17 protein-coding genes and 4 pseudogenes are annotated in these 25,481 nt (G+C 70.9%); 6 read left to right on the top strand and 15 right to left on the bottom strand.

Annotated features, from left to right (window positions below):
• Positions 1–207: 207 nt before the first annotated feature.
• The 6 genes from ACK1X7_RS27455 to bldG all read right to left on the bottom strand — a co-directional run bounded on the left by ACK1X7_RS27455 (position 208) and on the right by bldG (position 7,395).
• Entirely contained in the window at positions 208–405 is a 198-nt protein-coding gene (locus ACK1X7_RS27455) for a hypothetical protein (protein WP_014061724.1), read from the bottom strand.
• 182 nt (positions 406–587) lie between these two features.
• On the bottom strand, positions 588–2,171 hold the full coding sequence (locus ACK1X7_RS27450; protein WP_413115775.1) for a DUF7059 domain-containing protein: 1,584 nt from the start codon (positions 2,169–2,171) through the stop codon (positions 588–590).
• A 219-nt stretch (positions 2,172–2,390) separates the two neighbouring features.
• Complete coding sequence (locus tag ACK1X7_RS27445; protein ID WP_385140079.1) at positions 2,391–2,966, bottom strand: small secreted protein; 576 nt, start codon at positions 2,964–2,966, stop codon at positions 2,391–2,393.
• Positions 2,967–3,204: 238 nt separating this feature from the next.
• A complete protein-coding gene (locus ACK1X7_RS27440; RefSeq protein ID WP_385140081.1) occupies positions 3,205–5,643 on the bottom strand; it encodes a sodium-translocating pyrophosphatase in 2,439 nt (812 codons plus the stop codon).
• An 889-nt stretch (positions 5,644–6,532) separates the two neighbouring features.
• Positions 6,533–6,961 carry an ATP-binding protein gene (locus ACK1X7_RS27435; RefSeq protein WP_385140084.1) on the bottom strand — a complete coding sequence of 143 codons (429 nt, stop codon included), beginning with the start codon at positions 6,959–6,961 and terminating at the stop codon, positions 6,533–6,535.
• 92 nt (positions 6,962–7,053) lie between these two features.
• Entirely contained in the window at positions 7,054–7,395 is a 342-nt protein-coding gene (gene bldG / locus ACK1X7_RS27430; protein WP_014061729.1) for an anti-sigma factor antagonist BldG, read from the bottom strand.
• Between the two features lie 54 nt (positions 7,396–7,449).
• Between bldG and ACK1X7_RS27425 the strand changes: the two genes are divergently transcribed.
• Positions 7,450–9,906, top strand: a complete 2,457-nt coding sequence (locus tag ACK1X7_RS27425; protein WP_413115774.1) for a DEAD/DEAH box helicase — start codon at positions 7,450–7,452, stop codon at positions 9,904–9,906.
• 111 nt (positions 9,907–10,017) lie between these two features.
• On the opposite strand, the pseudogene ACK1X7_RS27420 reads toward ACK1X7_RS27425, so the two are convergent.
• The 7 genes and pseudogenes from ACK1X7_RS27420 to ssd form a co-directional block, all read right to left on the bottom strand.
• Positions 10,018–10,215: pseudogene (locus ACK1X7_RS27420) on the bottom strand (Rv3654c family TadE-like protein); the annotation flags it as partial.
• A 65-nt stretch (positions 10,216–10,280) separates the two neighbouring features.
• Positions 10,281–10,673: pseudogene (locus ACK1X7_RS27415) on the bottom strand (TadE family type IV pilus minor pilin); the annotation flags it as partial.
• Between the two features lie 187 nt (positions 10,674–10,860).
• A complete protein-coding gene (locus ACK1X7_RS27410; RefSeq protein WP_059142404.1) occupies positions 10,861–11,058 on the bottom strand; it encodes a DUF4244 domain-containing protein in 198 nt (65 codons plus the stop codon).
• A gap of 140 nt (positions 11,059–11,198) precedes the next feature.
• The gene (locus ACK1X7_RS27405; protein WP_413115773.1) at positions 11,199–12,017 is read right to left on the bottom strand and encodes a type II secretion system F family protein; all 819 of its coding nucleotides are present in this window, start codon (positions 12,015–12,017) and stop codon (positions 11,199–11,201) included.
• Complete coding sequence (locus ACK1X7_RS27400; protein WP_385140093.1) at positions 12,007–12,933, bottom strand: type II secretion system F family protein; 927 nt, start codon at positions 12,931–12,933, stop codon at positions 12,007–12,009. Before ACK1X7_RS27400 ends, ACK1X7_RS27405 begins: the two co-directional genes overlap by 11 nt.
• Complete coding sequence (locus ACK1X7_RS27395; RefSeq protein WP_385140096.1) at positions 12,930–14,096, bottom strand: TadA family conjugal transfer-associated ATPase; 1,167 nt, start codon at positions 14,094–14,096, stop codon at positions 12,930–12,932. Before ACK1X7_RS27395 ends, ACK1X7_RS27400 begins: the two co-directional genes overlap by 4 nt.
• Positions 14,093–15,202: a septum site-determining protein Ssd gene (ssd, locus tag ACK1X7_RS27390; protein WP_382952768.1), complete on the bottom strand. Its 1,110-nt coding sequence runs from the start codon at positions 15,200–15,202 to the stop codon at positions 14,093–14,095. The genes ACK1X7_RS27395 and ssd overlap by 4 nt, the downstream gene beginning before the upstream one ends.
• A gap of 453 nt (positions 15,203–15,655) precedes the next feature.
• On the opposite strand from ssd, the gene ACK1X7_RS27385 reads away from it, so the two are divergent.
• Entirely contained in the window at positions 15,656–16,492 is an 837-nt protein-coding gene (locus ACK1X7_RS27385) for an HAD family hydrolase (RefSeq protein ID WP_385140098.1), read from the top strand.
• Between the two features lie 298 nt (positions 16,493–16,790).
• Here the strand turns inward: ACK1X7_RS27385 and ACK1X7_RS27380 are convergent, their stop codons facing one another.
• Positions 16,791–17,618 carry an oxidoreductase gene (locus tag ACK1X7_RS27380; protein ID WP_390795260.1) on the bottom strand — a complete coding sequence of 276 codons (828 nt, stop codon included), beginning with the start codon at positions 17,616–17,618 and terminating at the stop codon, positions 16,791–16,793.
• 102 nt (positions 17,619–17,720) lie between these two features.
• On the opposite strand from ACK1X7_RS27380, the gene ACK1X7_RS27375 reads away from it, so the two are divergent.
• The gene (locus ACK1X7_RS27375; RefSeq protein ID WP_390795261.1) at positions 17,721–18,725 is read left to right on the top strand and encodes an ATP-binding protein; all 1,005 of its coding nucleotides are present in this window, start codon (positions 17,721–17,723) and stop codon (positions 18,723–18,725) included.
• Here the strand turns inward: ACK1X7_RS27375 and ACK1X7_RS27370 are convergent.
• A pseudogene (locus ACK1X7_RS27370) lies at positions 18,706–20,124 on the bottom strand (hypothetical protein). The gene ACK1X7_RS27375 and the pseudogene ACK1X7_RS27370 sit on opposite strands and share 20 nt — an antisense overlap.
• Before the next feature lie 538 nt (positions 20,125–20,662).
• Between ACK1X7_RS27370 and ACK1X7_RS27365 the strand changes: the two are divergent.
• From ACK1X7_RS27365 to nhaA, 3 genes and pseudogenes are all read left to right on the top strand, one after another.
• Positions 20,663–21,619 (top strand): annotated as a pseudogene (locus ACK1X7_RS27365) (carbonic anhydrase); the annotation flags it as partial.
• 114 nt (positions 21,620–21,733) lie between these two features.
• Positions 21,734–23,695 (top strand): acetate--CoA ligase, encoded by a 1,962-nt coding sequence (gene acs, locus ACK1X7_RS27360; RefSeq protein WP_385140106.1) that lies wholly within the window; start codon positions 21,734–21,736, stop codon positions 23,693–23,695.
• A gap of 267 nt (positions 23,696–23,962) precedes the next feature.
• Positions 23,963–25,354 carry a Na+/H+ antiporter NhaA gene (nhaA, locus tag ACK1X7_RS27355; RefSeq protein WP_390795264.1) on the top strand — a complete coding sequence of 464 codons (1,392 nt, stop codon included), beginning with the start codon at positions 23,963–23,965 and terminating at the stop codon, positions 25,352–25,354.
• Positions 25,355–25,481 lie beyond the last annotated feature (127 nt).

The raw sequence follows: 25,481 nt of genomic DNA, 5'->3' as shown, positions 1-25,481 counted from the left end.
GCTCTTCTCTCCGGTCGACGCTCGGTGAACGGGCAGTGCCGTGTGGGTAACGCTCACACGGCCTCCCTCTGCGGTGACGCTGCGGAGTGTGACGGTACATCCCGCCCCCGTGTCAAACGGAAAAAGCCCGCAACGCCACTCGAACGGTAACCCGACAACCGACCTGTCTGCCGCCCGGACCGGCACGAGGCCGCGCGGAAGGCCCTGTCAGGCGTAACCGAGGCACCAGATTCCGCCGCCGAGCGCGGCGACGCCGAAGAGAAGGGAGAGCGCCGCGGAAGCGACAGGACTCACACCATGTGCCACCGGTGCGCGCAGCCTCAGGCGCGCCGCCGTCCACAGCAGCAGCGCGGCGCCGAACAACACGAATGCCGTTCCGGCGAAGATCGCAGGTCCGCTCTCCATGACGGGAGCGTGGCACGCACGGGAGGCGTGAGCGCGAACCCCGGGTGAACAGCGCGCGTCACCTCGTAGGGCCGTGTCCCGGGGGCCTGTTCCGCGCCCTGGCGGCAGCTTTCTGCCATACGGGGGCGCGGGGGCGGGTGCTGTACCACCGGCGCACGCCCCCAGCGCCCACCCGGTGCGCTCTATCGCGCCGCTATGCCGTCGTCATCGACCGGCCGCAGAAAACCCTGCTCGATCAGGAGCCGGATGGACTGCGGGGTGCGGTCGCGCAGCACCACCTGGTCCTCCCCGAGCAACTGGGCGATGGCGTCCAGGATCCGGCCCGCGCTCAATGTGCCGTCGCACACACCCGCGAAGCCCGCCCCGACCGTGTCCACCGTCGTCGCACGCCGCATCCCCCGGTACTGCCTGAGCACCACATGCTCGGGGTCCTCGGCCCCGGGCGGGCCCACCTGCTCCTGGACCACCTCGTCCGCCAGCCGGAAGCGGGCGGTCAGCAGCGCCGCGTCGTCATGCGTGCGCAGGAAGTCCTGCCGGTCGAAGTGGGCCATGACCTCGCCCCCCAGCGGCTGCTCGACCGGATGGGGCCACTCCTCCACGGTCACCGAGGGCCGGTCGGCGCCGGACTTGCGCAGGGTGATCCAGCCGAAGCCGACCGCCGTGGTCTTCCGCGCCTCGAACTCGTCCAGCCACGCCTCGTAGCGCGCCGCGTACGCCTCGGGGCCGGCCAGATGCTCACCGGCGTCGCGCAGCCACAGCTCGGTGTACTGGCTGACGTCCTGCACCTCGCGCTGCACCATCCACGCGTCACAGCCGGACGGGACCCAGGAGGCCACCCGCTCGCGCCAGTCCTCCCCCTCGACGTGCTGCCAGTTCGCCAGCAACTGACACCAGCCGCCGTCGGCGAGGTGCGCAGCGGACTGCTGGACGAGGGTGCGGCACAGGTCGTCCCCCGACATCCCACCCTCCCGGTAGACCAGCTCGCTGCCCTCCGGGGAGCGGGGAGAGATCACAAAGGGCGGGTTGGAGACGATCAGGTCGTACGTCTCGTCCCCGACGGGCTCGAACAGCGACCCCTCCCGCAGCTCCGGCTCCGGCGCCCCGGACAGGGCGAGGGTCAGCCGGGCGATCGCCAGGGCGCGCGGATTGCGGTCCGTGGCGGTGACGCGGGTGGCGTGGCGGCCCGCGTGCAGCGCCTGGATGCCGGAGCCGGTGCCGAGGTCGAGGACCCGGCCCACGGGCGCGGGCACGGTGAGACCGGCGAGCGTGGTGGACGCGCCGCCGACCCCGAGGACGAGCCGGGAGCGGTCCTCGCGGTCGCGCGCGCCGCCCGGGCCGCCGATCCCTCCGGCGCCGCCGACCGCGCAGCCCAGGTCGGAGACGACCCACCAGTCCTGGCCCTCGGGACCGCCGTAAGGCCGCACATCCACACTCGCGCGCACCTCGTCGCCCTCGCGCACCAGCCAGCCGTCGGCGAGGCAGTCCTCGGCCGGCAGGGCCGCGGCCGCCCGTCCGTACGCCACGGGGCGCTGCAACAGAAAGAGCCGCACCAGGGTCTCCAGCGGGCTACTCTCGCCCCGGGTGGCGCGCAGCGCCGGGACGGTCTCGCCGCGCGCCAGGGCCGCGTAGGCGGACGAGCCGAGCAGATCCAGCAGACCATCGGCGGTGAAGGAGGCAGCCGACAGCGCCTCACGAAGGCGGGCGGTGCGCTCGGGGTCGGCGACGGGGAGGCGGAACGGAGGCTGGTGCGTACTCACGCCCCCCATTGTCGGGGCAATGACCGACAGCGGGCGACGCCGGTCGGCATCGGGACGACATCGCCCGCGTCGCCCTGGCTGACGAGCCGACAAAGGGGGCGCGAGGCGGCGGCGTTGCCCCTGGGGCAGAACCTGGGCGGCCCTGGACAGCCCGAGGCGTTCCAGGGCGGCCCCGGGCGGTGCCCCCTGGGCAGCTCGCGGCGGTCCTGTGCGACCCCGGGCAGCCCGTCAGGACTGCGTCGTGGCGCCGCCGCTCGTCTTCGGCTTCTGGCAGCCGGACTGCTTGGCCATCGCCGAGCCGACCTTTCCTTCCTGGAGCTTCTGCAGGGCCTGGTCACCCGACTTGCTGAGCTTGTCGAGCTCGTCGGCGACGCCCTTGAGCCCCTGGGCGAACTTGGACTTGTCCGAGGTGTCCAGCTTGTCGACGGACGTCTTCAGCTTCGTGTACGCCCCCGAGGTGGCGTTGAGCTCCTTGACCGCCTGCTGCTGGGTCTTGTCGCCGTTGTCGACGGGCGGGGGGCCCGCCTTGTTCACGGCCTTGGCGAGTGCCCCGTAGGACTCGGAGATCTCCTGGAACGCCTTGGCGTCCGTCTGCTGAAGCTTCTTGGAGTCCTGCTCGTCGGCTGCGCCCTGGATCGCGGTGTTGGCACCCTGGATCTTCTTGAGCTGAGGCTGCACCTCGTCACAGACCGACTTGGCCCAGTCGTTGACCTTCTTGTCCTCGTCATCGCCGCCCCCGCAGCCGGTCAGCGCCAGTACGAGTGCCGCACCGCCGGACAGTGCAGCCACAAGCTTCTTGTTCACCGGATTGGTCCCTTCCATGGCTCTCGGCCCCGGAACATACACGTCCATCCGGCGAGACCCACCCGACGAGCGCCCCGTATGGATACTTTTAGGGCTATTTGCACCCCGCTCGCTGTGGACATGGCCTCATCGAGCGGACGGGACACCCCGGACAGGGACACGGGCGGACGATGTGCTGTCGCACCTCGCCCGCCCGCATGTCGCAGGGGCTTTCCCGGCCCCCTTGTCCCTTCCGGGGCTAGGACACCACCGCCGCGTCGGCTGACTTCGCCACGCGCTCGGAGTTGTCTTCGTCACCTACGACGATTCCGCGCCGCTTGGAGATGTAGACCGCGGCCACGATGATCACGACCGCGAGCCCGGCGACGGCCGCACGCAGCCCAGGGCTGGCGTTGTCCCCGTAGGAGAACTTCACCACCGCGGGCGCGATCAGCAGCGCCACCAGGTTCATCACCTTCAGCAGCGGGTTGATCGCGGGGCCCGCGGTGTCCTTGAAGGGATCGCCGACCGTGTCGCCGATCACCGTCGCGGCATGCGCCTCGCTCCCCTTACCGCCGTGATGACCGTCCTCGACCAGCTTCTTGGCGTTGTCCCAGGCACCGCCGGAGTTGGCGAGGAAGACGGCCATCAGCGTGCCGGTGCCGATCGCGCCCGCCAGGAACGAGCCGAGCGCGCCGACCCCGAAGGTGAAGCCGACGGCGATCGGCGCCAGGACGGCGAGCAGACCCGGTGTGGCCAGCTCGCGCAGCGCGTCCTTGGTACAGATGTCGACGACCCGGCCGTACTCGGGCTTCTCGCTGTAGTTCATGATCCCGGGCTTCTCGCGGAACTGCCGCCGCACCTCGAAGACCACCGCTCCGGCCGACCGCGACACCGCGTTGATCGCCAGCCCGGAGAAGAGGAAGACGACGGCAGCGCCGAGGACGAGGCCCACCAGGTTGTTGGGCTGCGAGATGTCCAGGTTCAGATTCATCTCCCCGGCCACCGAGGTGTGCACCTCGCTCACGGCCTCCGCGATGGCGTCGCGGTACGAGCCGAAGAGCGCGGCCGCGGCGAGCACCGCCGTGGCGATCGCGATGCCCTTGGTGATCGCCTTGGTGGTGTTGCCGACCGCGTCGAGGTCGGTGAGCACCTGCGCGCCCGCGCCCTCGACATCGCCGGACATCTCGGCGATGCCCTGGGCGTTGTCGGAGACCGGACCGAAGGTGTCCATGGCGACGATCACACCGACCGTGGTGAGCAGGCCGGTGCCGGCGAGCGCGACGGCGAACAGCGCCAGCATGATCGAGGTGCCGCCGAGCAGGAAGGCGCCGTAGACGCTCAGCCCGATCAGCACCGCCGAATAGACGGCCGACTCCAGACCGAGCGAAATGCCGGAGAGCACCACCGTGGCCGGGCCGGTCAGCGAGGTCTTGCCGACATCCCGCACGGGACGCCGGGTGGTCTCGGTGAAGTAGCCCGTGAGCTGCTGGATGAGCGCGGCCAGCACGATGCCGATGGCGACGGCGACGAGCGCGAGGACCCGCGGGTCACCGCTGTGGCCGAGGATCTCGCGGCTGGTGACGCCGTGGAGATCCGCGTAGCTGGACGGCAGATAGGTGAAGACCGCGACCGCCACCAGCGCCATCGAGATCACGGCCGAGATGAAGAAGCCGCGGTTGATGGCGCTCATTCCGCTGCGGTCGGCGCGGCGCGGGGCCACGGCGAAGATCCCGATCATGGCGGTGATCACGCCGATGGCCGGCACGAGCAGTGGGAAGGCCAGCCCGGAGTCACCGAAGGCCGCCTTGCCGAGGATCAGCGCGGCGACCAGGGTGACGGCGTACGACTCGAAGAGGTCGGCGGCCATACCCGCGCAGTCGCCGACGTTGTCGCCAACGTTGTCCGCGATGGTGGCGGCGTTGCGCGGGTCGTCCTCCGGGATGCCCTTCTCGACCTTGCCGACGAGGTCGGCACCGACGTCGGCGGCCTTGGTGAAGATGCCACCGCCGACCCTCATGAACATCGCGATCAGCGCGGCGCCGAGCCCGAAGCCCTCCAGCACCTTGGGCGCGTCGGCCGCGTAGACCAGCACCACGCAGGAGGCGCCCAGCAGTCCGAGGCCCACGGTGAACATGCCCACCACACCGCCGGTACGGAAAGCGATCTTCATCGCCTTGTGCGAGACGGCCGTGAGATCCACGCTCGGCTTACCGGGTGCGGAAGCGGCCGAATCGCCATTGACGGGTGTGGTGGGGGGCTCGGGGGTGGCCTCACGGGCGGCGGCGGCGACGCGCACATTGCTGCGCACCGCGAGCCACATCCCGATATAGCCGGTGGCGGCCGAGAATGCCGCACCGATCAGAAAGAACACCGAACGCCCGATGCGCTGCGACCAGTCGTCCGCCGGCAACAGCATGAGCAGGAAGAACACCACCACGGCGAATCCGCCGAGAGTGCGCAACTGCCGGGCCAGATAGGCATTGGCGCCTTCCTGAACGGCCTCGGCGATCTTCTTCATACTGTCCGTGCCCTCGCCCGCCGCGAGGACTTGTCGTACCAGCACCACCGCGACCGCGAGCGCCGCGATCGCGACGGCGGCGATCACCAGCACGATCACACGGTTGTCGTCGGTCAGCTCTGCGGCGGCCAGGGTTGGGGTGAGGTCAAGCTGATGAGGGGTGAGAGGCCCCGCCATTCGTCCTCCTTGACGTTTGGCACATGGGCGCGCAGCAGTTCTGCGACCGCAGAAGAGCCGCCGCGCTCAGGCGTCCTGAGCTCGAGATGTGGACGGATTGTAGGGAGCGTCACACGATCAAAACAGGGCGCCGGAATGGGAATTCGCCCGCACCAGCGAAGATCAATTGGTTTGGCGGTATGAATTCCTTCGGAAGAAGGAAGGTCGACAATTCACTGACGGATGTAAAATGATCTCTACAAATGATCTATATAGATGATCTAGCGGCAGTCTTGTGCCGTCGAGAAAAGCGCTGTTCAGAGCCTAAGCCAGAGATCGAAAAAGCGCGCGCCGAGAGGTGCGCCGGGACCATGCCGCCCACGGGGCGCGAGCATGCCAACAGCCGGACCGGCGATCATGAAACGGCAGGTTCGGTGGGTTCCAACGGGTCCTGCGGGTCGGGAGAGGGATGACGGACAGATGACCCTCAAGAGGGACCCGGCTTCGGCGATCAGGACGGGTGAGGCCCGCTCCCGGCCCCAGGAGAGGGCCTGCTGCTGTGTGCGAACAGGGCTCAGCCGGGCGCGAACAGGACTCAGCCCGGCGCGAGCAGTGCCCGAACCGGCGAGAGCAGAACGCAGCCGGACATGGCCAGGACCCGAACGAAGCAGGGCAAGAACCAGCCCCCTACAAGCAGGACCCGGCAAGGCGGGGCAGCACCAAGCAGCCCCAGTAGGACAGGACCCGGCACCGCGGGCAGAACCCAGCGGCCCCAGTGGGGCAGGGCCTGGCGCGGTGGGGCAAGACCCAGCAGCCAGGGCCCCTGGCGTCGGTGGGGCAAGACCGAGCAGCCCCAGTGAGGCAAGACCCAGCAACCCGCGGCGGGGCAGGACCCGGCGCGGTGCGCGGGCTAGGACACCAGAGGCTGGGGTGACGTCGGCCAGCTCATCCGGATCACTCCACCGGACTCGCTGCTCGTCACCTCGACATCGTCGACGAGCCCGCTGATGACGGCGAGACCCATCTCGTCCTCGCCCTCGGCCTCGTCGTCCACCTCCGGATGGGAGCCGGACGCCAGGGCCGCCGAGGTCGGGGATTCGTCACCGACCTCGATGGAGAACTTCTTCTCCTCCTCGGTCAGCGTCACCCGCACCGGTGCCTCCACCCCATTGCTCAGGTGGAGCCCGACCGCACGCGTGCAAGCCTCGCCGACCGCGAGCCGCACTTCGTCGAGCACGGCCTCATCCACCCCCGCCCGACGCGCCACGGCGGCCGCGACAAGACGAGCGGTCCTGACGTGCTCAGGCAGCGCGCTGAAGCGGAGTTCGACGGTGGCCATGCCATCCCCCTCGGGCGTATGGGCGTGCTTATCGGGAGGGCCGGGCGTACGCCGCCCGGAACCCCCTTCTGTGTCTTCCTTCGGCGATCTTGTCAGTCGGTCGCCGCGACAGCGTCCTCGACCGAGGTGTGAATCGGGAACACCTTGGTCAGGCCGGTGATGCGGAAGATCTTCAGAATGCGCTCCTGGTTGCAAACCAGGCGCAGCGAGCCCTCGTGGGCCCGCACTCGCTTGAGCCCGCCGACGAGCACGCCGAGTCCGGTGGAGTCGAGAAAGTCGACGCCCTCCATGTCGACGACCAGGTGGTAGTTGCCGTCGTTGACAAGCTCGACCAGCTGCTCGCGCAGCTTGGGCGCGGTGTATACATCAATCTCGCCACCGACCTCGACGACCGTGCGGTCGTCGACGGTCCGAGTCGACAGGGACAGGTCCACGGATCCTCCAGCACCTTGCATCGAGCGGTCGCCCCCCATGGATCGGCAGCCGCGATGGCATTCAATCACTTACCAGCAGGCGTGCACGACGCCTTGAGACCATTGTCCGTCAGACCAGTGACACACTCGGTGTCGATGGCCCACGACCAAATCCCGCGGCAGGCGGGCATACGCCCCTCACCCCGGGCCGTCCTCGGTCGGCTGAGCACCGGGGCGGGCCGGGGCGCGCGCATCACTCATACGGAGCACTTGCCCCCGCGTCCGGGAACCCATGCCGACTGGCCCTCGGCGATCCGGCCGGAGGTGATCAACGCCATTCGCGCGGCCGGCATCGAGCGCCCGTGGGCCCACCAGGCGCGTACGGCCGAACACGCGCTGCGCGGGGAATCCGTGGTCGTGGCCACCGGAACCGCCTCCGGCAAGTCCCTCGCCTATCTGGCCCCCGTCCTCAGCACCCTGCTGGATGGCTCGGAGGAGCCCAACGGGCGGGGCACGACCGCCCTGTACCTCTCCCCCACCAAGGCGCTCGCCGCCGACCAGCGTCGCGCGGTGGCCGGCTTCACCGCCCCGCTGGGCACCGGCGTCCGGGCGGCGGTCTACGACGGCGACACGCCCGTGGAGGAGCGCGAGTGGGTGCGCCAGTACGCGAACTACGTGCTCACCAACCCCGACATGCTCCACCGCGGCATCCTGCCCGGCCACCCCAGATGGTCCTCGTTCCTGCGCGCGCTGCGCTATGTGGTGATCGACGAATGCCACACCTACCGGGGTGTCTTCGGCTCCCATGTGGCCCAGGTGCTGCGCAGGCTGCGCCGCGTCTGCGCCCGCTACGGCTCCTCTCCCGTGTTCCTGCTCGCCTCGGCCACCGCCTCCGATCCGGCGGTCGCCGCGAGCCGGCTGACCGGCCTGCCCGTGGTGGAGATCACCGAGGACTGCTCGCCCCGCGGCGAGGTCGTCTTCGCCCTCTGGGAGCCGCCGCTGACCGAGCTCCACGGCGAGCAGGGCGCCCCGGTGCGCCGCACGGCCACGGCCGAGTCCGCGGACCTGCTCACCGACCTGGCCGTCCAGGGCGTCCGTACGGTCACCTTCGTGCGCTCCCGGCGGGGCGCGGAGCTCATCGCGCTCATCGCCCAGGAGCGGCTCGCCGAGGTGGACCGCTCGCTGCCGGACCGGATCGCCGCCTATCGCGGCGGCTATCTCCCCGAGGAGCGCCGCGCCCTGGAGAGGGCCCTGCACTCCGGTGAGCTGCTGGGGCTCGCCGCCACCACCGCCCTGGAGCTGGGGATGGACATCGCCGGGCTGGACGCCGTGGTCGTGGCGGGCTATCCCGGCACCCGCGCCTCCTTGTGGCAGCAGGCGGGCCGGGCCGGGCGCACCGGCGAAGGGGCCCTGGCGATCCTGGTCGCCCGGGACGACCCGCTGGACACCTATCTCGTCCACCATCCGGACGCCCTCTTCCGGCAGCCGGTGGAGTCCACCGTCCTGGACCCGGACAACCCCTACGTCCTCGCGCCGCACCTGTGCGCGGCCGCGGCCGAGCTTCCGCTCACCGAGCCGGACCTGGAGCTCTTCGGCCCCGCCACCGAGGAACTGATGCCGCAACTGGAGCAGCGCAAGCTGCTGCGGCGCCGGGCGACCGCCTGGCACTGGACCCGCCGTGAGCGCGCCGCGGACCTCACCGACATCCGCGGAGCGGGCGGCAGCCCGGTCCAGGTCGTGGAGGCGGCGACCGGGCGGCTGCTGGGCACCGTGGACGCCGCGGCGGCCCACACCACCGTCCACGAGGGCGCCGTCCACCTGCATCAGGGCCGGAGCTATCTCGTCCGGCAGCTCGACCTCGACGACTCGGTCGCCCTGGTGGAGGAGGCCGCTCCGCCCTACTCGACCACGGCCCGCGACACCACGGCGATCTCCATCCTGGAGACCACCACCGAGATCCCCTGGGGGGATGCGCGGCTGTGCTTCGGCTCGGTCGAGGTCACCAACCAGGTGGTCTCCTTTCTGCGCCGCAAGCTGATCACCGGTGAGGTCCTCGGCGAGTCCAAGCTCGACCTTCCGCCGCGCACCCTGCGCACCCGGGCCGTGTGGTGGACGGTCACCGACGACCAGCTCGAGGAGGCCCGGGTGCACCCCCAGGCCCTCGGCGGCGCCCTGCACGCCGCCGAGCACGCCTCGATCGGCATCCTGCCGCTCTTCGCCACCTGTGACCGCTGGGACATCGGCGGGGTGTCCGTCCCGCTGCACGCTGACACGCTGCTGCCGACCGTCTTCGTGTACGACGGGCATCCGGGTGGCGCGGGCTTCGCCGAGCGCGCCTTCCACACGGCCGCCCGCTGGCTGGCGGCCACCCGCGAGGCGATCGCCGCCTGCGAGTGCGAGGCGGGATGCCCGTCCTGCATCCAGTCGCCCAAGTGCGGCAACGGCAATGACCCGCTGGACAAGAAGGCCGCCATCCGCCTGCTGACGACCCTGCTCGCCGGGGCCCCGGAGCAGCCGCCGGCCGCCGAGTGAGCGATCCCCGCCGCCCGGCGCCGGCGCCGGTCCGGTGACGGGGGTGCCCGCTGGCCCCGCCCGCGCCCTGGCCCGGAGCGTGAACGGGCCGGTGCGCACCTCCGCCGTAAGGTCCGCGATCTCGCCGCTCAGGGTGCATCGCACCACGCGCGCCCCCTGAGCGGAGGCCACCCGCCGGGCGAGACCACAAGCCGTACGAGCCCCCTCCAGGCCGTGGTCCGCCGCCGCGAGCGCCGCCAGATCGGCGGCTCCGCCCGCCCGATGGCGCGCCACCATGGCCTGCCCGGCCGCCAGTACGACCGCGAACACCGCGCACAGGGCCGTCGCGGCCAGCGCCACCCAGACCGTGGCCGACCCCCGGTCGTCCGCCCTTCTCACGGGACCGCCTCCCGGGCCGCACCACCCGCGTCCACCGCGCCCACCGTGTCCTCGGCGAGCGCGGCCGCCTCGCCGCGCAGATTCACCGCCAGCGGACCGGGACCGGCGGCATGGGTCCGGACTCGCACCCGCACCAGGTCTCCGTCCCGCCACAGCTCGACCCGCGCTCCATCGGGTGCGGCCGAGCGGGCGGCGGCCATCGCGTCCGCCTTCGGCTCCGAACGCGCCGCCGCCCTCGCCCCGGCCCTGGCCGCGTCCACGCACTGAAGCTGCGCGGCCGCGGCCATCAGCCCCCAGATCAGCATCAGGGCGAACAGCGCCAGCACCGGCAGGGCGACGGCCGTCTCCGCCGTGACGAAGCCGCTGTCCCGCCCCGCGCGCTGGGCCCTTAGGACGCCTCGGGGTCCTAAGGCACCTCGGGCCCTCGGGACGCCTTGGGCCCTTGCGAGGGCCGGGCTCCGTGCAAGGCCCGGGGTCCTTGGGACGCCCCAGAGCCTTGCGAGGCCCCGGACCCTTGGGACGCCCCGCGCGCCGCTCCCGGCGCGCGGGCCCGTCCGCTCCGCCGTCGCCGACGCCTCAGAACTGCGCATCGAGCGCCCGTCCGATGACCGACTGAAGCGCGCCACTGACGGTCCCGCTGGTCACCACCTTGTAGAGCACCGCGGCGAATCCGCATGCCGCGATCGTTCCCATCGCGTACTCGGCGGTGGCCATGCCCGCCTCGGCCTTCGCACGCGCCGCCGCGTACCGCCGTACCCACCACTGCTTCACCATGTCGGCCCCCCTTGCCCTGCCCGCGGTGTCACTGACCGCGGTTCGTCGTTCGTCGTGCTGTTGTCGTGCCGCTGTCGCTCGTGCGGTGTCATCGCTGCTGGTGTGGTTGTTGCCGGTGTAATTGGTGGTCTGGCCGGGGTTCAGGGGCCGTGGCCCATCAGGCCGCGGGCCAGCCCGATCATCACCGGGGCCAGGCCGACCAGCAGGAACGCGGGGAGGAAGCAGCCCGCGAGCGGCGCGTTGACCAGCACACCGGTGCGGTCGGCCCGTTTCATCGCCGCCCGCCCCTGCTCGGCCCGGCATTCGGCCGCCAGTCGGGACACCGGCTCCACCGCCGGAGCGCCCGTTGTCCCGGCGCGTTCCAGGGCGCGCGCCAGCCCCTGTGCTCTGGGCAGAGCCCCGATACGTCCCCAGGCGTGGGCGGGTTCGCCTCCCAGCCGCAGCTCCGCCGCGGTCTGGGCAAGCCGCTCGCCGACCGGGCCGCCGAGCGAACCTCCCACCGCCTCCGCCGCTTTCCGTGGGCCCGCTCCGGCCGCCAGGCAGGCGGTCAGCAGATCGGCGGCCAGCGGGATTTGACGCGCGGCGAGGGCCTCGATGTACCGGTCACGACCGGAGCGCCCGGCCGTCGCGCGGCGGTGCCGTTGCCACCACCAGAGGCCGCAGGCCACGGTGAGCCCCAGCACCCACCCCGGAGGCCCTCCGACGAGGACGACGGCGATCGTCACAGCGCCGCACGGCGCGGCCCAGAAGGGCAGCGCGCCCCCAGTGGCCCTGGCGCGTCGGTGCCGCCACGGCCGGGCCCGCCTCGGCCGCCGGTCCTTCGCGCCCGGAAGCAGCGCCGTCAGCCGTCGCCGGGCGCCTCGCTCCCGATGGGCCTCGACCGTCGCCATCGCCGTGCACAGGACCGCCGCCAAGACGGACAGCGAAATCCCCAGGCTGTGGACAACCTCAGCGCTCATCGGCCACCGGCCGCCCCGGCTCACGCGCCGCCCGCACCATCCGGCCGGTCCACACCAGGCCCGCCCACTCCAGCAGGCCGCCCACCAAGAGGCAGCTCAGCCCGGCCGGGGTGTGCAGCAGCTCATGCAGTGGATTGGAGCCCAGCAGACCGCCCAGCACCAGCCCGACGACGGGCAGCACCGCCAGTGCGACGGCGGTGGCCTTGGCCCCCGCCAGCTTGGCGTCCAGGCTGTCCCGCTGGTCCCGCTCGGCGCGCAGCGCCGCCGCCACCCGGTCGAGCCCCGCCGCCAGCCCCGCTCCCTCGTCGACCGCCACCTGCCAGCAGGCCGCGACCCCGGTCAGCCCCTCGGCACCCGGCAGCCGGGCCACCCTCCGCAGCGCGTCCGGCACTTCACCGCCGAACCGCGCCGCGGCCGTCACCAGCCCCCAACGCTCCCTCAGGTGCCCCGGGTCCACCGCCAGCAGCGCCTCGCCGGGATGCCGCCCGGCCCGCAGCTCGCCGGCCACGGTGGCACAGAGGTCGATCACCCCGGCGGCGCGCCGCACACGGTCCCGCTCGCGCCGCCGGGACCGCAGCCACCGGCCGACGACCGGAGTGGCCACCACCGCCCCGAGCAGCGGCAGAACCGACGCGCCCAGCAGCGCGATCACACATCCAACCGGCAGACACAGCAGCTCACGCCCCATCCGCCCGCCATAACCGACCCGCCAGCGCTCCCGTAGCCAGGCGGCCGTCTCGGACAGCCGCCGCACCGGGTCGGGTCCCGCCGGCTCGACGGGTCCGCCGCCCGCGAACAGCAGCCTTACCCGGCGCAGCTCCCGGTCCCGCCCGGCGAGCAGCCATACGGCCGCCCCCGCGCACAGCATCGCGGCGCACAGCGTCAGCGCCCCCTGGTCCGCTCCCGCGCCCGTCATGCCGCGCCTCCGCCCCGTGCGCACAGCCGCTGGAGGCGCTGCCAGCCCGCCGCCCGTTCGAAGCCCTCCGGGCTCCAGAGGGCCGCGGGGACGGTCGTGACGAAGCCCGCCCGGTCCCGGTCCAGCACATGCAGCTCGGCGATCCTGCGCCGCCCGCCGCGGTCCCGCACCAGATGGACCAGGACCGACAGCGCCGCCGCCAACTGGCTGTGCAGCGCGGCCCGGTCCAGACCCGCGGTCGAGCCGAGCGCCTCCAGCCGCGCGGGTACGTCGGCCGCCGTATTGGCATGGACGGTGCCACAGCCGCCCTCATGGCCGGTGTTCAACGCCCCCAGCAGATCGGTGACCTCGGCGCCTCTCACCTCCCCGACCACCAGCCGGTCGGGGCGCATCCGCAGCGCCTGCCGCACCAGATCCCGCAGGGTGACCTGGCCCCGGCCCTCCTGGTTGGCAGGGCGGGTCTCCAGCCGGACCACGTGCGGGTGGTCGGGCCGCAGCTCGGCCGAGTCCTCGGCGAGGACGATCCGCTCCTGCGGGCCGACCAGCCCCAGCAGGGTGCTCAGCAACGTCGTCTTGCCCGAGCCGGTGCCGCCGCTGATCAGGTAGGACAGCCGGGCGTCCAGCATGGCCCGCAGCAGATGCGCGCCGCCCGGCGGCACCGTCCCGGCCGCCTCCAGCTCCGCGAGGGAGAACGCCCGTGGGCGCACCACTCGCAGCGACAGACAGGTCGAGCCGACCGCGACCGGGGGGAGCACCGCATGCAGCCGGGTCCCATCCGGCAGCCGGGCGTCCACCCACGGCCGGGCATCGTCCAGCCGCCGCCCGGCCACGGCGGCGAGCCGCTGCGCGAGCCTGCGCACGGCGGCCGCGTCCACGAAGGTGACGGCCGTGCGCTCCAGCCCCGAGCCGCGGTCCACCCACACCTCGTCGGGCGCGGTGACCAGGACGTCCGTGACATCGGGGGCGGCCAGCAGCGGCTCCAGGGGCCCGGTGCCGACCAGCTCCGAGCGCAGCGCCTCCACCACCCCGAGCACCTCGGTGTCGCCGAGCAGCCGCCCCTCCTCGCGCAGGGCCGCCGCCACCCGGGCGGGCGTGGGCTTCGCGCCGCTCCCGGCGAGCCGCAGCCGCACCGCGTCCAGCAGATCCGGCGATACGACGCTCATGCGGTGACACCTCCCTCGTCGGCGAGGGCACGCGCCCAGAACTCGGCGCAGAACCGGCCGAGCGGTCCGCGGGGGCTGCCGCCCGGGGGCTCCCCGCCCTCGAAGGCGTCCGCCAGACCGGGCTCCGGTGGCAGCTCACCGGCCAGCGGCAGCCCGAGCAGCCCCGCGATCTCCTCGTCGCCGAGCTCCGGCCCGCACGGGCCCCGCACCACCGCGCGCAGGTCCCGCAGCACCATGCCCACCGTGGACGCCACCCGGTGGGCGGCCGCGACCGCTCGCAGCTCCGCCGGGACGACCAGCAGCCCGAGGTCGATCTGGGCCAGGGCCTCGGCCGCCGCATCGTCGACGCGGCGCGGCAGATCCACCACCACGACCCCGCCACGCCGCCTGGCCGCGGCCAGCACCGCCCGCATCGCGGAGGGCGGGATGACGACCGAATCGCCGCGGTCCCAGCTCAGCACCCGCAGCGAGTGCAGCTCGGGCAGCGACTCCTCCAGAGCGCTTCCGGCGACCCGGCCGCGCGACTCGGCGAAGGCGGGCCATCTCAGCCCCTGCGCGCCCTCGCCGCCGAGCAGCACATCGAGCCCGCCGCCCAGCGGATCGCCGTCGATCAGCATGGTGCGCCGGCCGGAGCGGGCCGCGGTGACCGCCAGGGCGCAGGCGAGGGTGGAGGCTCCCGCGCCGCCGCGGCCGCCGATGACCCCGATGGTCAGGGCCTGCCGGCCCACGCCCTCGGCGACATCGGCGATCCGGTCCACCAGCCAGGTCTCGGCATCGGGCAGGAACGCCACGTTGTCCGCGCCGAGCGCCACGGCCCGCCGCCAGATGCCGTGGTCGTCCAGATCCCGCCCGATGAGCAACACCCCTTCTCTGCGGGCCCGGTCGCACAGCCGGGCGGCCGAGTCGTCGCCGACCAGAATCAGCGGTGCGGCCTCCCAACTGCCCCGGCGAGTGAGCGCGCCATGGGCCACTTCCGGTTCGGCCCCGGCCGCCGCGCACAGCCGCAGCAGATCGTCGAGAAGCTCCTCGTCCTCGGTGACGATGAGCGGTCTGCCCCGTTGTCCTTCGGCCGCCGAAGGGCGTTCCGGTGTGATGGATGCAGTCACGATCCCCTCCCATATCCGTTACGCGCTCTCACTCCCGCGAACAGCGAGTGCGAGCACCGCGGAGAATCACCGTGCTGCGATCCAGAAAATCTTGGGGATCTTGGTCCAAAACTGTGGACAACTCATCACTTGTGAATATCCCAGTCACCTAAAGCAGTGACTTCCGGAGAGCAGCCTAGCGATTACGTACGGTTACCTCTCAAGCTGTGGAGAGGCGGGGCCACACGGGCCCGAGGGAGGGGAGCAAGATCTCATGAGAACGCCGAAAATGCGTCCGGACATGCGACGACCCCCGCCGGGGGGGAGAGCGGGGGTCGTCCCCACGGCCGACTCGGGGGGGGAGGAGTCGGGCCGGGTTAGCACGGTCGCGAACGATCCGTGACTTCCATGGTGTACCCGAGAGCCTTCTCAGGCAAACCCACGCGCCTGAGCTTACGCCGAATGGTGGGCCCTATGCTCGGCGTCGTGGAAAACCACTCCTTGCCCCGGACAGCCGCCTTCTTTGACCTGGACAAGACGGTCATTGCGAAGTCAAGCGCGTTCACCTTCAGCAAGTCCTTCTACCAGGGTGGTCTGATCAACCGCCGCGCTGTACTGCGTAGTGCCTATGCGCAGTTCGTCTTCCTGGCCGGCGGCGCCGATCACGACCAGATGGAGCGGATGCGGGCGTATCTCTCGGCGTTGTGCCGCGGATGGAATGTCCAGCAGGTGAAGGAGATCGTCGCCGAGACCTTGCACGATCTGATCGACCCCATCATCTACGACGAGGCCGCCTCGCTCATCGAGGAGCACCACATCGCCGGCCGCGATGTGGTGATCGTCAGCACCTCCGGTGCGGAGGTGGTCGAGCCGATCGGCGAGCTGCTGGGCGCGGACCGCGTGGTGGCCACCCGCATGGTCGTCGAGGACGGAGCCTTCACCGGAGAGGTGGAGTACTACGCCTATGGCCCGACGAAGGCGGAGGCGATCGCCGAGTTGGCGGAGTCGGAAGGCTACGACTTGTCACGCTGTTACGCCTACAGCGATTCGGCGACCGATCTCCCGATGCTGGAGTCGGTCGGCCACCCTTTCGCGGTCAACCCGGACCGGGCGCTGCGGCGCGAGGCCGCGGCCCGCGGCTGGCCGGTGCTCTCCTTCAACCGCCCGGTCCGGCTGAAGCAGCGCAGGCCCTCACTCTCCATGCCACCGCGCCCGGTGCTCGCCGTGGCAGCGGCCGTCGGCGCGGCCGCCGCCACCGCCGGGCTGGTGTGGTACACCAATCGGCGTCGCGCCCTTTATGCCCGCGTTTAGGGGTAATAGCAAAGATCTGCGGTGAGGGGTTCCGCTTGGCCTCTCGCAGGAGTACAAAGGAATCGACGGCCCGCGAGACCAGGGGTATCCGGGAGGAAACCCTCAGACGCCAAGGCCCCACGGACCGAGCACAGATGCTGAGCACCCACGCGACGTCGACCCGTCGATTACGGGCCAGCCGCACCAGGTGACGGGCATAAGTTCCCGACCTGATGGGCGAATGAGATTGCACGCATGGTAACCCGGTAGCTGTGCCAGCGGCGGTGCCCTCGGGTACCGCCGCAACTCTTGTCAGGCGTCAGGCCGCCCCGCGTTGCAGGGCCTCACAGACCGCCGTGGACTCCCGCACTCCGAGCTCAACCGCCCGTCCGCAGTGCGCGATCCACACCGCCATACCCTCCGGCGTTCCGGACGCATAGCCCTCCAGCGCTGCCATATACGGCGCCACGCCCAGCTCCGCGTACCCCACCTCGGCCGGGCAGATCGACTTCGGATCGAGACCGCTGCCGACCAGCACGATCCGTTCGGCCGCGCGCGCCACCAGGCCATTGCGGGAGACAAAGGGCCGCAGAGCGAGCAGTTCGCCATGCACCACCGCCGCCGTCACCAGCGCCGGAGCCTCGCTGCCCGCAAGCAGCAGCCGGGCCAGCCCATCGAGCCGCCCCGCCACCTCCTCCGCGTCCGGCAGCGGCAGATCGGATCCGATCAGCGGCTCGTCCACCGGCTCACCCGACTGCCGGGGCCGTCCGACCCCCTCGTCGCCCTCCGCCCCGCCCGCCGCGACCAGATGCAGCCGGGCCAGAACGCGCAGCGGCGATTGACGCCAGATGCTCAGCAACTGCCCCGCCTCGGCGGTCAGCCGCAGCGCCGCCCCCACCGTGCGCGGCTCGCCCTCGGTCCCGAAGTCCGTGCGGCGGCGCACCTCTTCCAGCGCCCAGTCCGCGCCGGCCAGCGCGGCGGAGCCCCGCGCCCCGCGCAATGCCGCCTCTGAGGTGACCTCATTGCTGCGGCGGCGCATCACCCGGTGTCCGTAGACCCGGTCCACAGCGTTCCGTACGGCGTTCACGGACTCGGCCACACCGGGCAGCGCGGCCAGGGCGGCGAGCGGATCTGCTGACGTACTCATGAGTACGACACTACGCACACCACACCCGGCACCCCTCGTTGGAGTGGTGTTCTTCACGTAAATCCCGCATGGTCCGCGATCACTCACCTACGCTAGGTGAACATGAAGATCGCTTTCGTAGGCAAGGGTGGAAGCGGCAAGACCACGCTGTCCTCGCTGTTCATCCGCCATCTCGCCGCCGCCCACGCCCCTGTCGTCGCCGTCGACGCCGATATCAACCAGCATCTGGGCACGGCGCTCGGGCTCGATGAGGCGGAGGCCGCCGCACTGCCCGCCATGGGCGCCCATCTCCCGCTGATCAAGGACTACTTGCGCGGCACGAACCCCCGGATCGCCTCCGCCGAGACCATGATCAAGACCACCCCGCCGGGCGAGGGGTCGCGGCTGCTGCGGATCGGCGAGGACAACCCCGTCTACCAGGCATGCGCCCGCACCCTGCGGCTCGACGACGGGGCGGTGCGGCTGATGGCGACCGGCCCCTTCACCGAATCCGATCTCGGCGTCGCCTGCTACCACTCCAAGGTCGGCGCGATCGAGCTGTGCCTGAACCATCTCGTCGACGGGCCAGGCGAGTTCATCGTCGTCGATATGACGGCGGGCAGCGACTCCTTCGCATCCGGCCTCTTCACCCGCTTCGACATGACGTTCCTGGTGGCCGAGCCCACGCGTAAGGGCGTCTCCGTCTACCGCCAGTACAAGGAGTACGCCCGCGACTTCGATGTGGCGCTCCGGGTGGTCGGCAACAAGGTGCAGGGCCCGGACGACCTGGACTTCCTCCGTGCGGAGGTGGGCGATGACCTCCTGGTCGCGTTCGGCCACTCCGACTGGGTCCGGGCGATGGAGAAGGGCCGTGCGCCCCGATTCGAGGAGCTCGAGGAGACGAACCGGGACGCGCTGCGGACCCTTCGGGACGCGGTGGACGCCTCGTACGAGCGGCGCGACTGGCAGCGGTACACGCGCCAGATGGTGCACTTCCATCTGAAGAACGCACAGAGCTGGGGGAACGCGAAGACGGGTGCCGATCTGGCCGCCCAGGTCGACCCCGCCTTCGCGTTGCGGGAGTTCGCGCCGGAGGAGGGCTCGACGGCTACTCCCGCTCCCGCTTAGCCGTATGCGTGTGGTGCTCGGACGTCCGTTCATGCGCGGGTTCGCGGTCGGACGTCCGCCTGCGCTCGCCCGCATGCCGATCCATGTGCTTGCCCTCGGAGACGTGTTTGCCCTCTGAAACCTGCTTCCCGGATACGCCCGGCTCGGCGGCCAGGTAGCTCTTCCAGCCGCCCGGCGGCCGCCTCCCGACGTCCAGGACCCGCAGCTTCTCGAGGACGCGGGGGTTCTGCGCGTCCAGCCAGTCGGCCAGTTGTTTGAAGGAGACGCAGCGCACACCCTTGCGCGGGCAGACCTCCTTGATGACGTCCTCCACGGCGCGCATATACGTTCCGCCGTTCCAGGACTCGAAGTGGTTGCCGACGAACAGCGGCGCCCGGTTGCCCTCGTACGCCCGGTCGAAGGCGGCGAGCAGACCGTCGCGCATGGGACGGCCCCAGGTGGAGCGCTTGGGCCGCTTACCCTCCTTCTTACGTAGCTTGTTGGCAAGGAAGTTGTAGTCCATGGAGAGCGTCTCGAACGAGCGGCCCGGTACCGGGATCTGCTGGAGCGGGAAGTCCCAGACGCCGTGGAGCTTGCGGGGCCAGATCTGTAGCCCGCCGGGGGAGCTCGCGTCATAGCGCCATCCCAGCTTCGCGACTGCCCGGATCAGCTTCTGCTGCCCCTCCAGACAGGGCGCACGGCCGCCGATGAGTTCCTCGCCGTAGTCGAAGGGGAGCGGTTTCTCGTGCTCCAGGCCGGAGTTGGTCTTCCAGTTCTCGACGAACGACTCGGCCTGCTGGATCTCGCTGGTCCACTGCCGCGCCGACCAGGTGCCGACTCCGCGCTTGTCTCCGCAGAAGTGGCCGTTGAAGTGGGTGCCGATCTCATTGCCGTCCAGTCAGGCGCCGCTGAGCTGCTCCACCGTGGCCTTGATGCCCTTGACGTCGTTGAAGCCGATGGTCGAGGCGCCGCGCCGATGTCTGGGCGGATCGTAGAGGTACCCCTTCTCCGCGGGCAGCAGGTACACACCGCTGAGGAAGTACGTCATCGTCGCGCCGTACTTCCTGCCGACCGCGCGGAAGTGGGAGAACAGCTTCTGTTTGTCCTGCCCCGCGCCGTCCCAGGAGAAGACGACGAACCGCGGTGGTCTCTCACCCGGTGCAAGCCGCTCGGCCTTCGGCTGATGGGGCTGGGGGCCGGTGTCGGAGGTCGATCCGTCGCCGATGAGCCGTAGCACCTTCGGGGCCTTGTCAGGGCGGTTCGGTCCACCCGGCCCCCTCTGAGGACCGTCCCTGTCAAGGCGCGGGCCCGCGGTGCCGCCCGGTCCATGGGTCTGGGCGAAGTCTCCGGAGCAGCCGACCGGCATGGAGAGCGCCACCACCATGGCCAGCAGTGCAGTGACGTCTCTTCTGGCTCTCATACCGCCACCTCGCCCCTCATGTCGTGCTGTGTCGGAGAGATCCGGCCGGATGGGAGTCAACCTCGCATGGACCGAGGAAAAGGCAGGGGATGACAGGGCGTTTTAAATGACTATTCACCCTATAGATGGAATAACAACCCACTTCCCCCCAAAAGGCTTCCCAGCGACTTTACTCAGCATTACGATTCATTTACCAACGCTTGGGATTCAGTACCGCAGTACGCCGTGACCCACGGCCGCGCCCCTATCCGCGACCGAAGCCCCGGAGGAGACGGGAATGTTGAAGCTCTTGGACCGGATCCACCGGGTCTCCCGCCACAGACACGGAGATCTCTCCGCATCGGCCACCCTCTTCCTGTTCGCCGTCCCTCTCTCCCTGGTTGCCGCCCCGGCCTCACTGGGCATCGCATGGGCCTGCGGCGCATCGCTCGTAGTCGGGCTCATGGTCGCTGTCGCGGTCCTCGCGGTCACCCTCCTCACGGTCGCTCTGCTCATGGGGCTCCGCCGGTCCTCGAGCTCCGGACCGGCGGCGGACGATGGACGGCCGACTCGGCGGATCGCGGAAGCGGGCGACGCCCGGGCCTGCCGGCCCTGGACACCTTGGCGTGATCACCACTGCACCCGTCCCGCCCCGGCGGCCGCGAGTGTCGACGGGCACGCGGGCGGTCAGCTACTCGGCGGGGTGAGCGCGTTCCAGCGCCATACGGCACCGCTGGTCCGCAACGAGCTGGCGCGGCTGGCGCGGGAGGGGCAGCGGCCCAGCCAGCTCTTCCTCACCTGCGCCGACTCCCGCCTGGTGACCAGCATGATCACCTCCAGTGGCCCCGGCGACCTGTTCACCGTGCGCAATGTAGGCAATCTGGTGCCACCATCGGACGCCGATGGCTCCTGCGACTCGGTGGGCGCGGCGATCGACTATGCGGTGGAGGTACTGAAGGTCAGCAGCATCACGGTGTGCGGGCACTCCGGATGCGGTGCGATGCATGCACTGCTCGGCTCATCGGCCCCGGCCCGAACGCCGTCCCAGCCCGGGGCCGGGACAACCGCCGGCGGGGCCCCGACACCGCTTGAGCACTCGCCGCTTGAGCGCTGGCTGCGCCACGGCAGACCGGCGCTGGCGCGGATGGAGCGGATCGGTCGGTTGGGGCGCGGCGAGGTCGCTCTGTCGAGCCGGCCGGTCGCCGACGATGTGGAGCGGCTGGCGCTGGTCAATGTGAGACAGCAGCTCGACCATCTGATGGAGCACGCCTGTGTGGCACGGCGGGTGGCGGAGGGCGGGCTGGCGCTGCATGGAATGTATTTCCACGTGGCGGAGGCGCAGGCGTATGTCCTGGACACAGGCTCGGGGAGATTCCTGCCCGTCCGTCCGGACCATGGCGTACCGATGCCCGACTGTCTCGCAGCGGCGGCCCCCGCCCAGGCTGGAAGCGGCCGTTCCGGCGTCGCGGAACGGGGAGGGGACCCCGCCCAGGGGGCCCTGGAGCTGGGGCGGTGACATAGACCATGACAGGTCTAAACCAATTTTCGGCGACAGCCCTTGTCAGGGTGTGCCGTTGGCTGATGAGCTATGGCCTGGGACACAACGGACACCCTGGGAATGGGAGATGTCGTGAGTAACGAGAGCCTGGCCAACCTTCTTCGGGAGGAGCGTCGCTTCGCGCCGCCCGCCGAGCTGACCGCGAACGCCAATGTCACGGCCGAGGCGTATGAGCGGGCGAAGGCGGACCGCCTGGGCTTCTGGGCCGAGCAGGCCCGTCGGCTGTCATGGGCGACCGCGCCGACCGAGACACTCGACTGGTCGAACCCACCGTTCGCGAAGTGGTTCGCCGACGGCAAGCTCAATGTGGCGTACAACTGCGTCGACCGGCATGTCGAGAACGGCCTGGGCGACCGGGTGGCGCTCCACTTCGAGGGCGAGCCCGGCGACACCCGCTCCCTCACCTATGCCGAGCTACAGCGGGAGGTCTCCCAAGCGGCCCACGCGCTGACCGAGTTGGGGGTCCAGTCGGGCGACCGGGTCGCCATCTACCTGCCGATGATCCCGGAGGCCGTGGTCGCGATGCTGGCCTGCGCCCGTATCGGCGCACCGCATTCGGTGGTCTTCGGCGGCTTCTCGGCCGACGCTCTCGCCACCCGTATCCAGGACGCCGACGCCCGCGTCATCATCACCTCGGACGGCGGCTACCGACGCGGCAAGGCTTCCGCGCTCAAGCCCGCCGTCGACGAAGCGCTCACCCGGCCCGGCACCGAGAATGTGCGCAGTGTGCTGGTCGTCCGCCGCACCGGCCAGGAGGTGGACTGGCACGAGGGCCGCGACGTCTGGTGGCACGAGATCGTGGCGCGCCAGCCGGAGCAGCACACCCCCCAGGCGTTCGACGCCGAGCACCCGCTGTTCATCCTCTACACCTCGGGCACGACCGGAAAGCCCAAGGGCATCCTGCACACCTCCGGCGGCTACCTCACCCAGGTCTCCTACACCCACCACGCCGTCTTCGACCTCAAGCCGGAGACCGACGTCTTCTGGTGCACCGCCGACGTCGGCTGGGTCACCGGCCACTCGTACATCGTCTACGGCCCGCTCTCCAACGGCGCCACCGAGGTGCTCTACGAGGGCACCCCGGACACCCCGCACCAGGGCCGCTGGTGGGAGATCGTCCAGAAGTACGGGGTCACCCTCCTGTACACCGCCCCGACCGCGATCCGCGCCTGCATGAAGTGGGGCGACGACATCCCGGCCAAGTTCGACCTCTCCTCGCTGCGCATCCTCGGCTCCGTCGGCGAGCCCATCAACCCCGAGGCGTGGGTCTGGTACCGCAAGCACATCGGCGCGGACACCACGCCCGTCGTCGACACCTGGTGGCAGACCGAGACCGGCGGCATCATGATCAGTCCGCTGCCGGGCGTCACCGCGACCAAGCCCGGTTCGGCCCAGGTCCCGCTGCCGGGCATCGCCGCCACCGTCGTGGACGACGAGGCCAATGAGGTGTCGAACGGCCATGGCGGCTATCTGGTGCTCACCGAGCCGTGGCCGTCCATGCTCCGCACCATCTGGGGCGATGACCAGCGCTACCTGGACACCTACTGGTCCCGCTTCGACAAGCGCTACTTCGCGGGCGACGGCGCCAAGAAGGACGACGACGGCGACATCTGGCTGCTCGGCCGGGTCGACGATGTGATGCTGGTGTCCGGCCACAACATCTCGACGACCGAGGTCGAATCGGCGCTCGTCTCGCACCCCAAGGTCGCCGAGGCGGCGGTCGTCGGCGCCACCGACCCGCAGACCACCCAGGCCATCTGCGCGTTCGTGATCCTGCGCGGCAGCGCGGCCGAGGACGATGGCCTGGTCGAGGAGTTGCGGGCGCATGTCGGCAAGCAGCTCGGCCCGATCGCCAAGCCCAAGCGGATCCTGCCGGTGGCCGAGCTGCCCAAGACCCGCTCCGGCAAGATCATGCGCCGTCTGCTGCGCGACGTCGCCGAGAACCGCGCGCTGGGCGATGTCACCACACTCACCGACTCCTCCGTCATGGAGCTGATCCAGAGCAAGCTGCCCTCGGCGCCCAGCGAGGACTGATCCGACCCACCCCAGGGTCGCGGCACACCACAGGCAGCGCAGGCCGCCACAGGCAGCACATCAGCAACAGGCACCACATGAGCGAGGGGCGCTCCCGCCAAGCGGGGGCGCCACTCGCCGTGATTGCCGGGGCGCCACTCGCCGTGATTGCCGGAGGTGGCCGTCGCGTAAAAATTACGACAAGATGAGGGACAGGAGCGCCGGGAAGTCTGGTCGGCATACGCCACACGTGTATCCGCACCACCGACCCACCCAGGAGGCCCATCCGTGGCCGCGCCCACCAGCCGCAAGTTCCTCGGACGCCTGTCGCTCCCCGAGCGGACGTTCGTCGTCGACGCGCTGCGCACCGAGACCGTCGGCGGGGTGATCCTCCTCGTGGCCGCCATCGTGGCGCTGATCCTCGCCAACACTCCGCTCAGCGGCCTCTACGGCGACATCAAGGACTTCTCCTTCGGCCCCCAGGCGCTGCATCTGCACCTCTCGGTCGCCTCCTGGGCCACCGACGGCCTGCTCACGATCTTCTTCTTCGTCGCCGGTATCGAGCTGAAGCGCGAACTGGTCGCGGGCGAGCTGAGCGACCCCAAGGCGGCCGCGCTGCCCGTGATCGCCGCCGTCTGCGGCATGGCCATGCCCGCGCTCGTCTATGTCGCCGTCAGCGCGAGCGGCAACGGCGGCCTCAAGGGCTGGGCCGTGCCGACCGCCACCGATATCGCCTTCGCGCTCGCCGTCCTCGCCGTGCTCGGCACCGCCCTGCCCGCCGCGCTGCGCGCCTTCCTGCTCACCCTCGCGGTCGTCGACGACCTCGGCGCCATCCTGATCATCGCGATCTTCTTCACCCAGCACATCAACTTCATCGCCCTGGGCCTGTCCGTCGCCGCGCTCGTCCTCGTCTGGCTGCTGCACCGCAAGGGCGTCCGCACGGCCTGGATCCATCTCCCGCTCGCCGTGGTGGTCTGGGCGCTGATGCATGCCAGCGGTGTGCATGCCACCATCGCCGGTGTCGCGATGGGCCTGATGCTGCGCTGCACCGTACGGGAGGGCGAGGAGCGCTCCCCCGCCGAGCGCGTCGAGCACCGGCTGCGCCCTGTGTCGGCGGGTGTGGCGGTGCCGCTGTTCGCCCTGTTCGCGGCCGGGGTGCCGCTTTCCGGCGGCGCCGTGGCGGATGTCTTCACCCGCCCGGAGACCCTCGGCGTCGTCCTCGGCCTCGTCGTGGGCAAGGCCGTCGGCGTCTTCGGCGGCTCCTGGTGCGCCGCCCGCTTCACCAGGGCCGAGCTGAACGAGGATCTGGCCTGGGCCGATGTCTTCGCCGTGGCCGTTCTCGCCGGAATCGGCTTCACCGTCTCCCTCCTCATCGGCGAACTCGCCTTCCCCGCCGATCCCACGCTCGCCGGGGAGGTCAAGGCGGCGGTCCTCATCGGCTCGCTGAGTGCCGCTCTGTTCGCCGGCATCCTCCTCAAGCTGCGCAACACCACATACCAGCGGCTGTGTCAGGAGGAGGAGCGGGACGAGGACATGGACGGCATCCCGGACATCTATGAGCTGGACAGCCCCGATTACCACCTGCGGATGGCCGCCATTCACGAGGCAAAGGCCGCCGAGCACCGGCGGCTTGCCGAAGTGGCCGCCGCGAACGACTCCGGCGACGATGGTCCGGCATGATCTGAGAGGCTTGACACCCGCAGAAATGCGCAGAAGACGTAGCAAGCACAGACGACGTACCAAGCGACGATGTACCAAGCGCGGACGGCGCAGCACGAGCGAAGACGCACAAGAGCAGAGGGAGATG

The sequence above is a fragment of the Streptomyces sp. CY-1 genome, assembly GCF_047218265.1.
Lineage (GTDB): Bacteria > Actinomycetota > Actinomycetes > Streptomycetales > Streptomycetaceae > Streptomyces > Streptomyces niphimycinicus.
The sequence above is the reverse complement of the archived record's forward strand: the minus strand, read 5'-3'. Positions and strand labels throughout refer to the sequence as shown.

What these genes read in the sequence shown, in the direction of transcription:
- ACK1X7_RS27375 (WP_390795261.1), top strand. Translation starts at nt 17,721, where the DNA reads ATGAAGATCGCTTTCGTAGGCAAGGGTGGAAGCGGCAAGACCACGCTG.
- ACK1X7_RS27405 (WP_413115773.1), bottom strand. Translation starts at nt 12,017, where the DNA reads ATGAGCGCTGAGGTTGTCCACAGCCTGGGGATTTCGCTGTCCGTCTTG.
- ACK1X7_RS27435 (WP_385140084.1), bottom strand. Translation starts at nt 6,961, where the DNA reads ATGGCCACCGTCGAACTCCGCTTCAGCGCGCTGCCTGAGCACGTCAGG.
- ACK1X7_RS27410 (WP_059142404.1), bottom strand. Translation starts at nt 11,058, where the DNA reads ATGGTGAAGCAGTGGTGGGTACGGCGGTACGCGGCGGCGCGTGCGAAG.
- ACK1X7_RS27450 (WP_413115775.1), bottom strand. Translation starts at nt 2,171, where the DNA reads ATGGGGGGCGTGAGTACGCACCAGCCTCCGTTCCGCCTCCCCGTCGCC.
- ACK1X7_RS27440 (WP_385140081.1), bottom strand. Translation starts at nt 5,643, where the DNA reads ATGGCGGGGCCTCTCACCCCTCATCAGCTTGACCTCACCCCAACCCTG.
- ACK1X7_RS27385 (WP_385140098.1), top strand. Translation starts at nt 15,656, where the DNA reads ATGCTCGGCGTCGTGGAAAACCACTCCTTGCCCCGGACAGCCGCCTTC.
- ACK1X7_RS27400 (WP_385140093.1), bottom strand. Translation starts at nt 12,933, where the DNA reads ATGACGGGCGCGGGAGCGGACCAGGGGGCGCTGACGCTGTGCGCCGCG.
- ACK1X7_RS27425 (WP_413115774.1), top strand. Translation starts at nt 7,450, where the DNA reads ATGGCATTCAATCACTTACCAGCAGGCGTGCACGACGCCTTGAGACCA.
- ACK1X7_RS27380 (WP_390795260.1), bottom strand. Translation starts at nt 17,618, where the DNA reads ATGAGTACGTCAGCAGATCCGCTCGCCGCCCTGGCCGCGCTGCCCGGT.
- ACK1X7_RS27395 (WP_385140096.1), bottom strand. Translation starts at nt 14,096, where the DNA reads ATGAGCGTCGTATCGCCGGATCTGCTGGACGCGGTGCGGCTGCGGCTC.
- ACK1X7_RS27455 (WP_014061724.1), bottom strand. Translation starts at nt 405, where the DNA reads ATGGAGAGCGGACCTGCGATCTTCGCCGGAACGGCATTCGTGTTGTTC.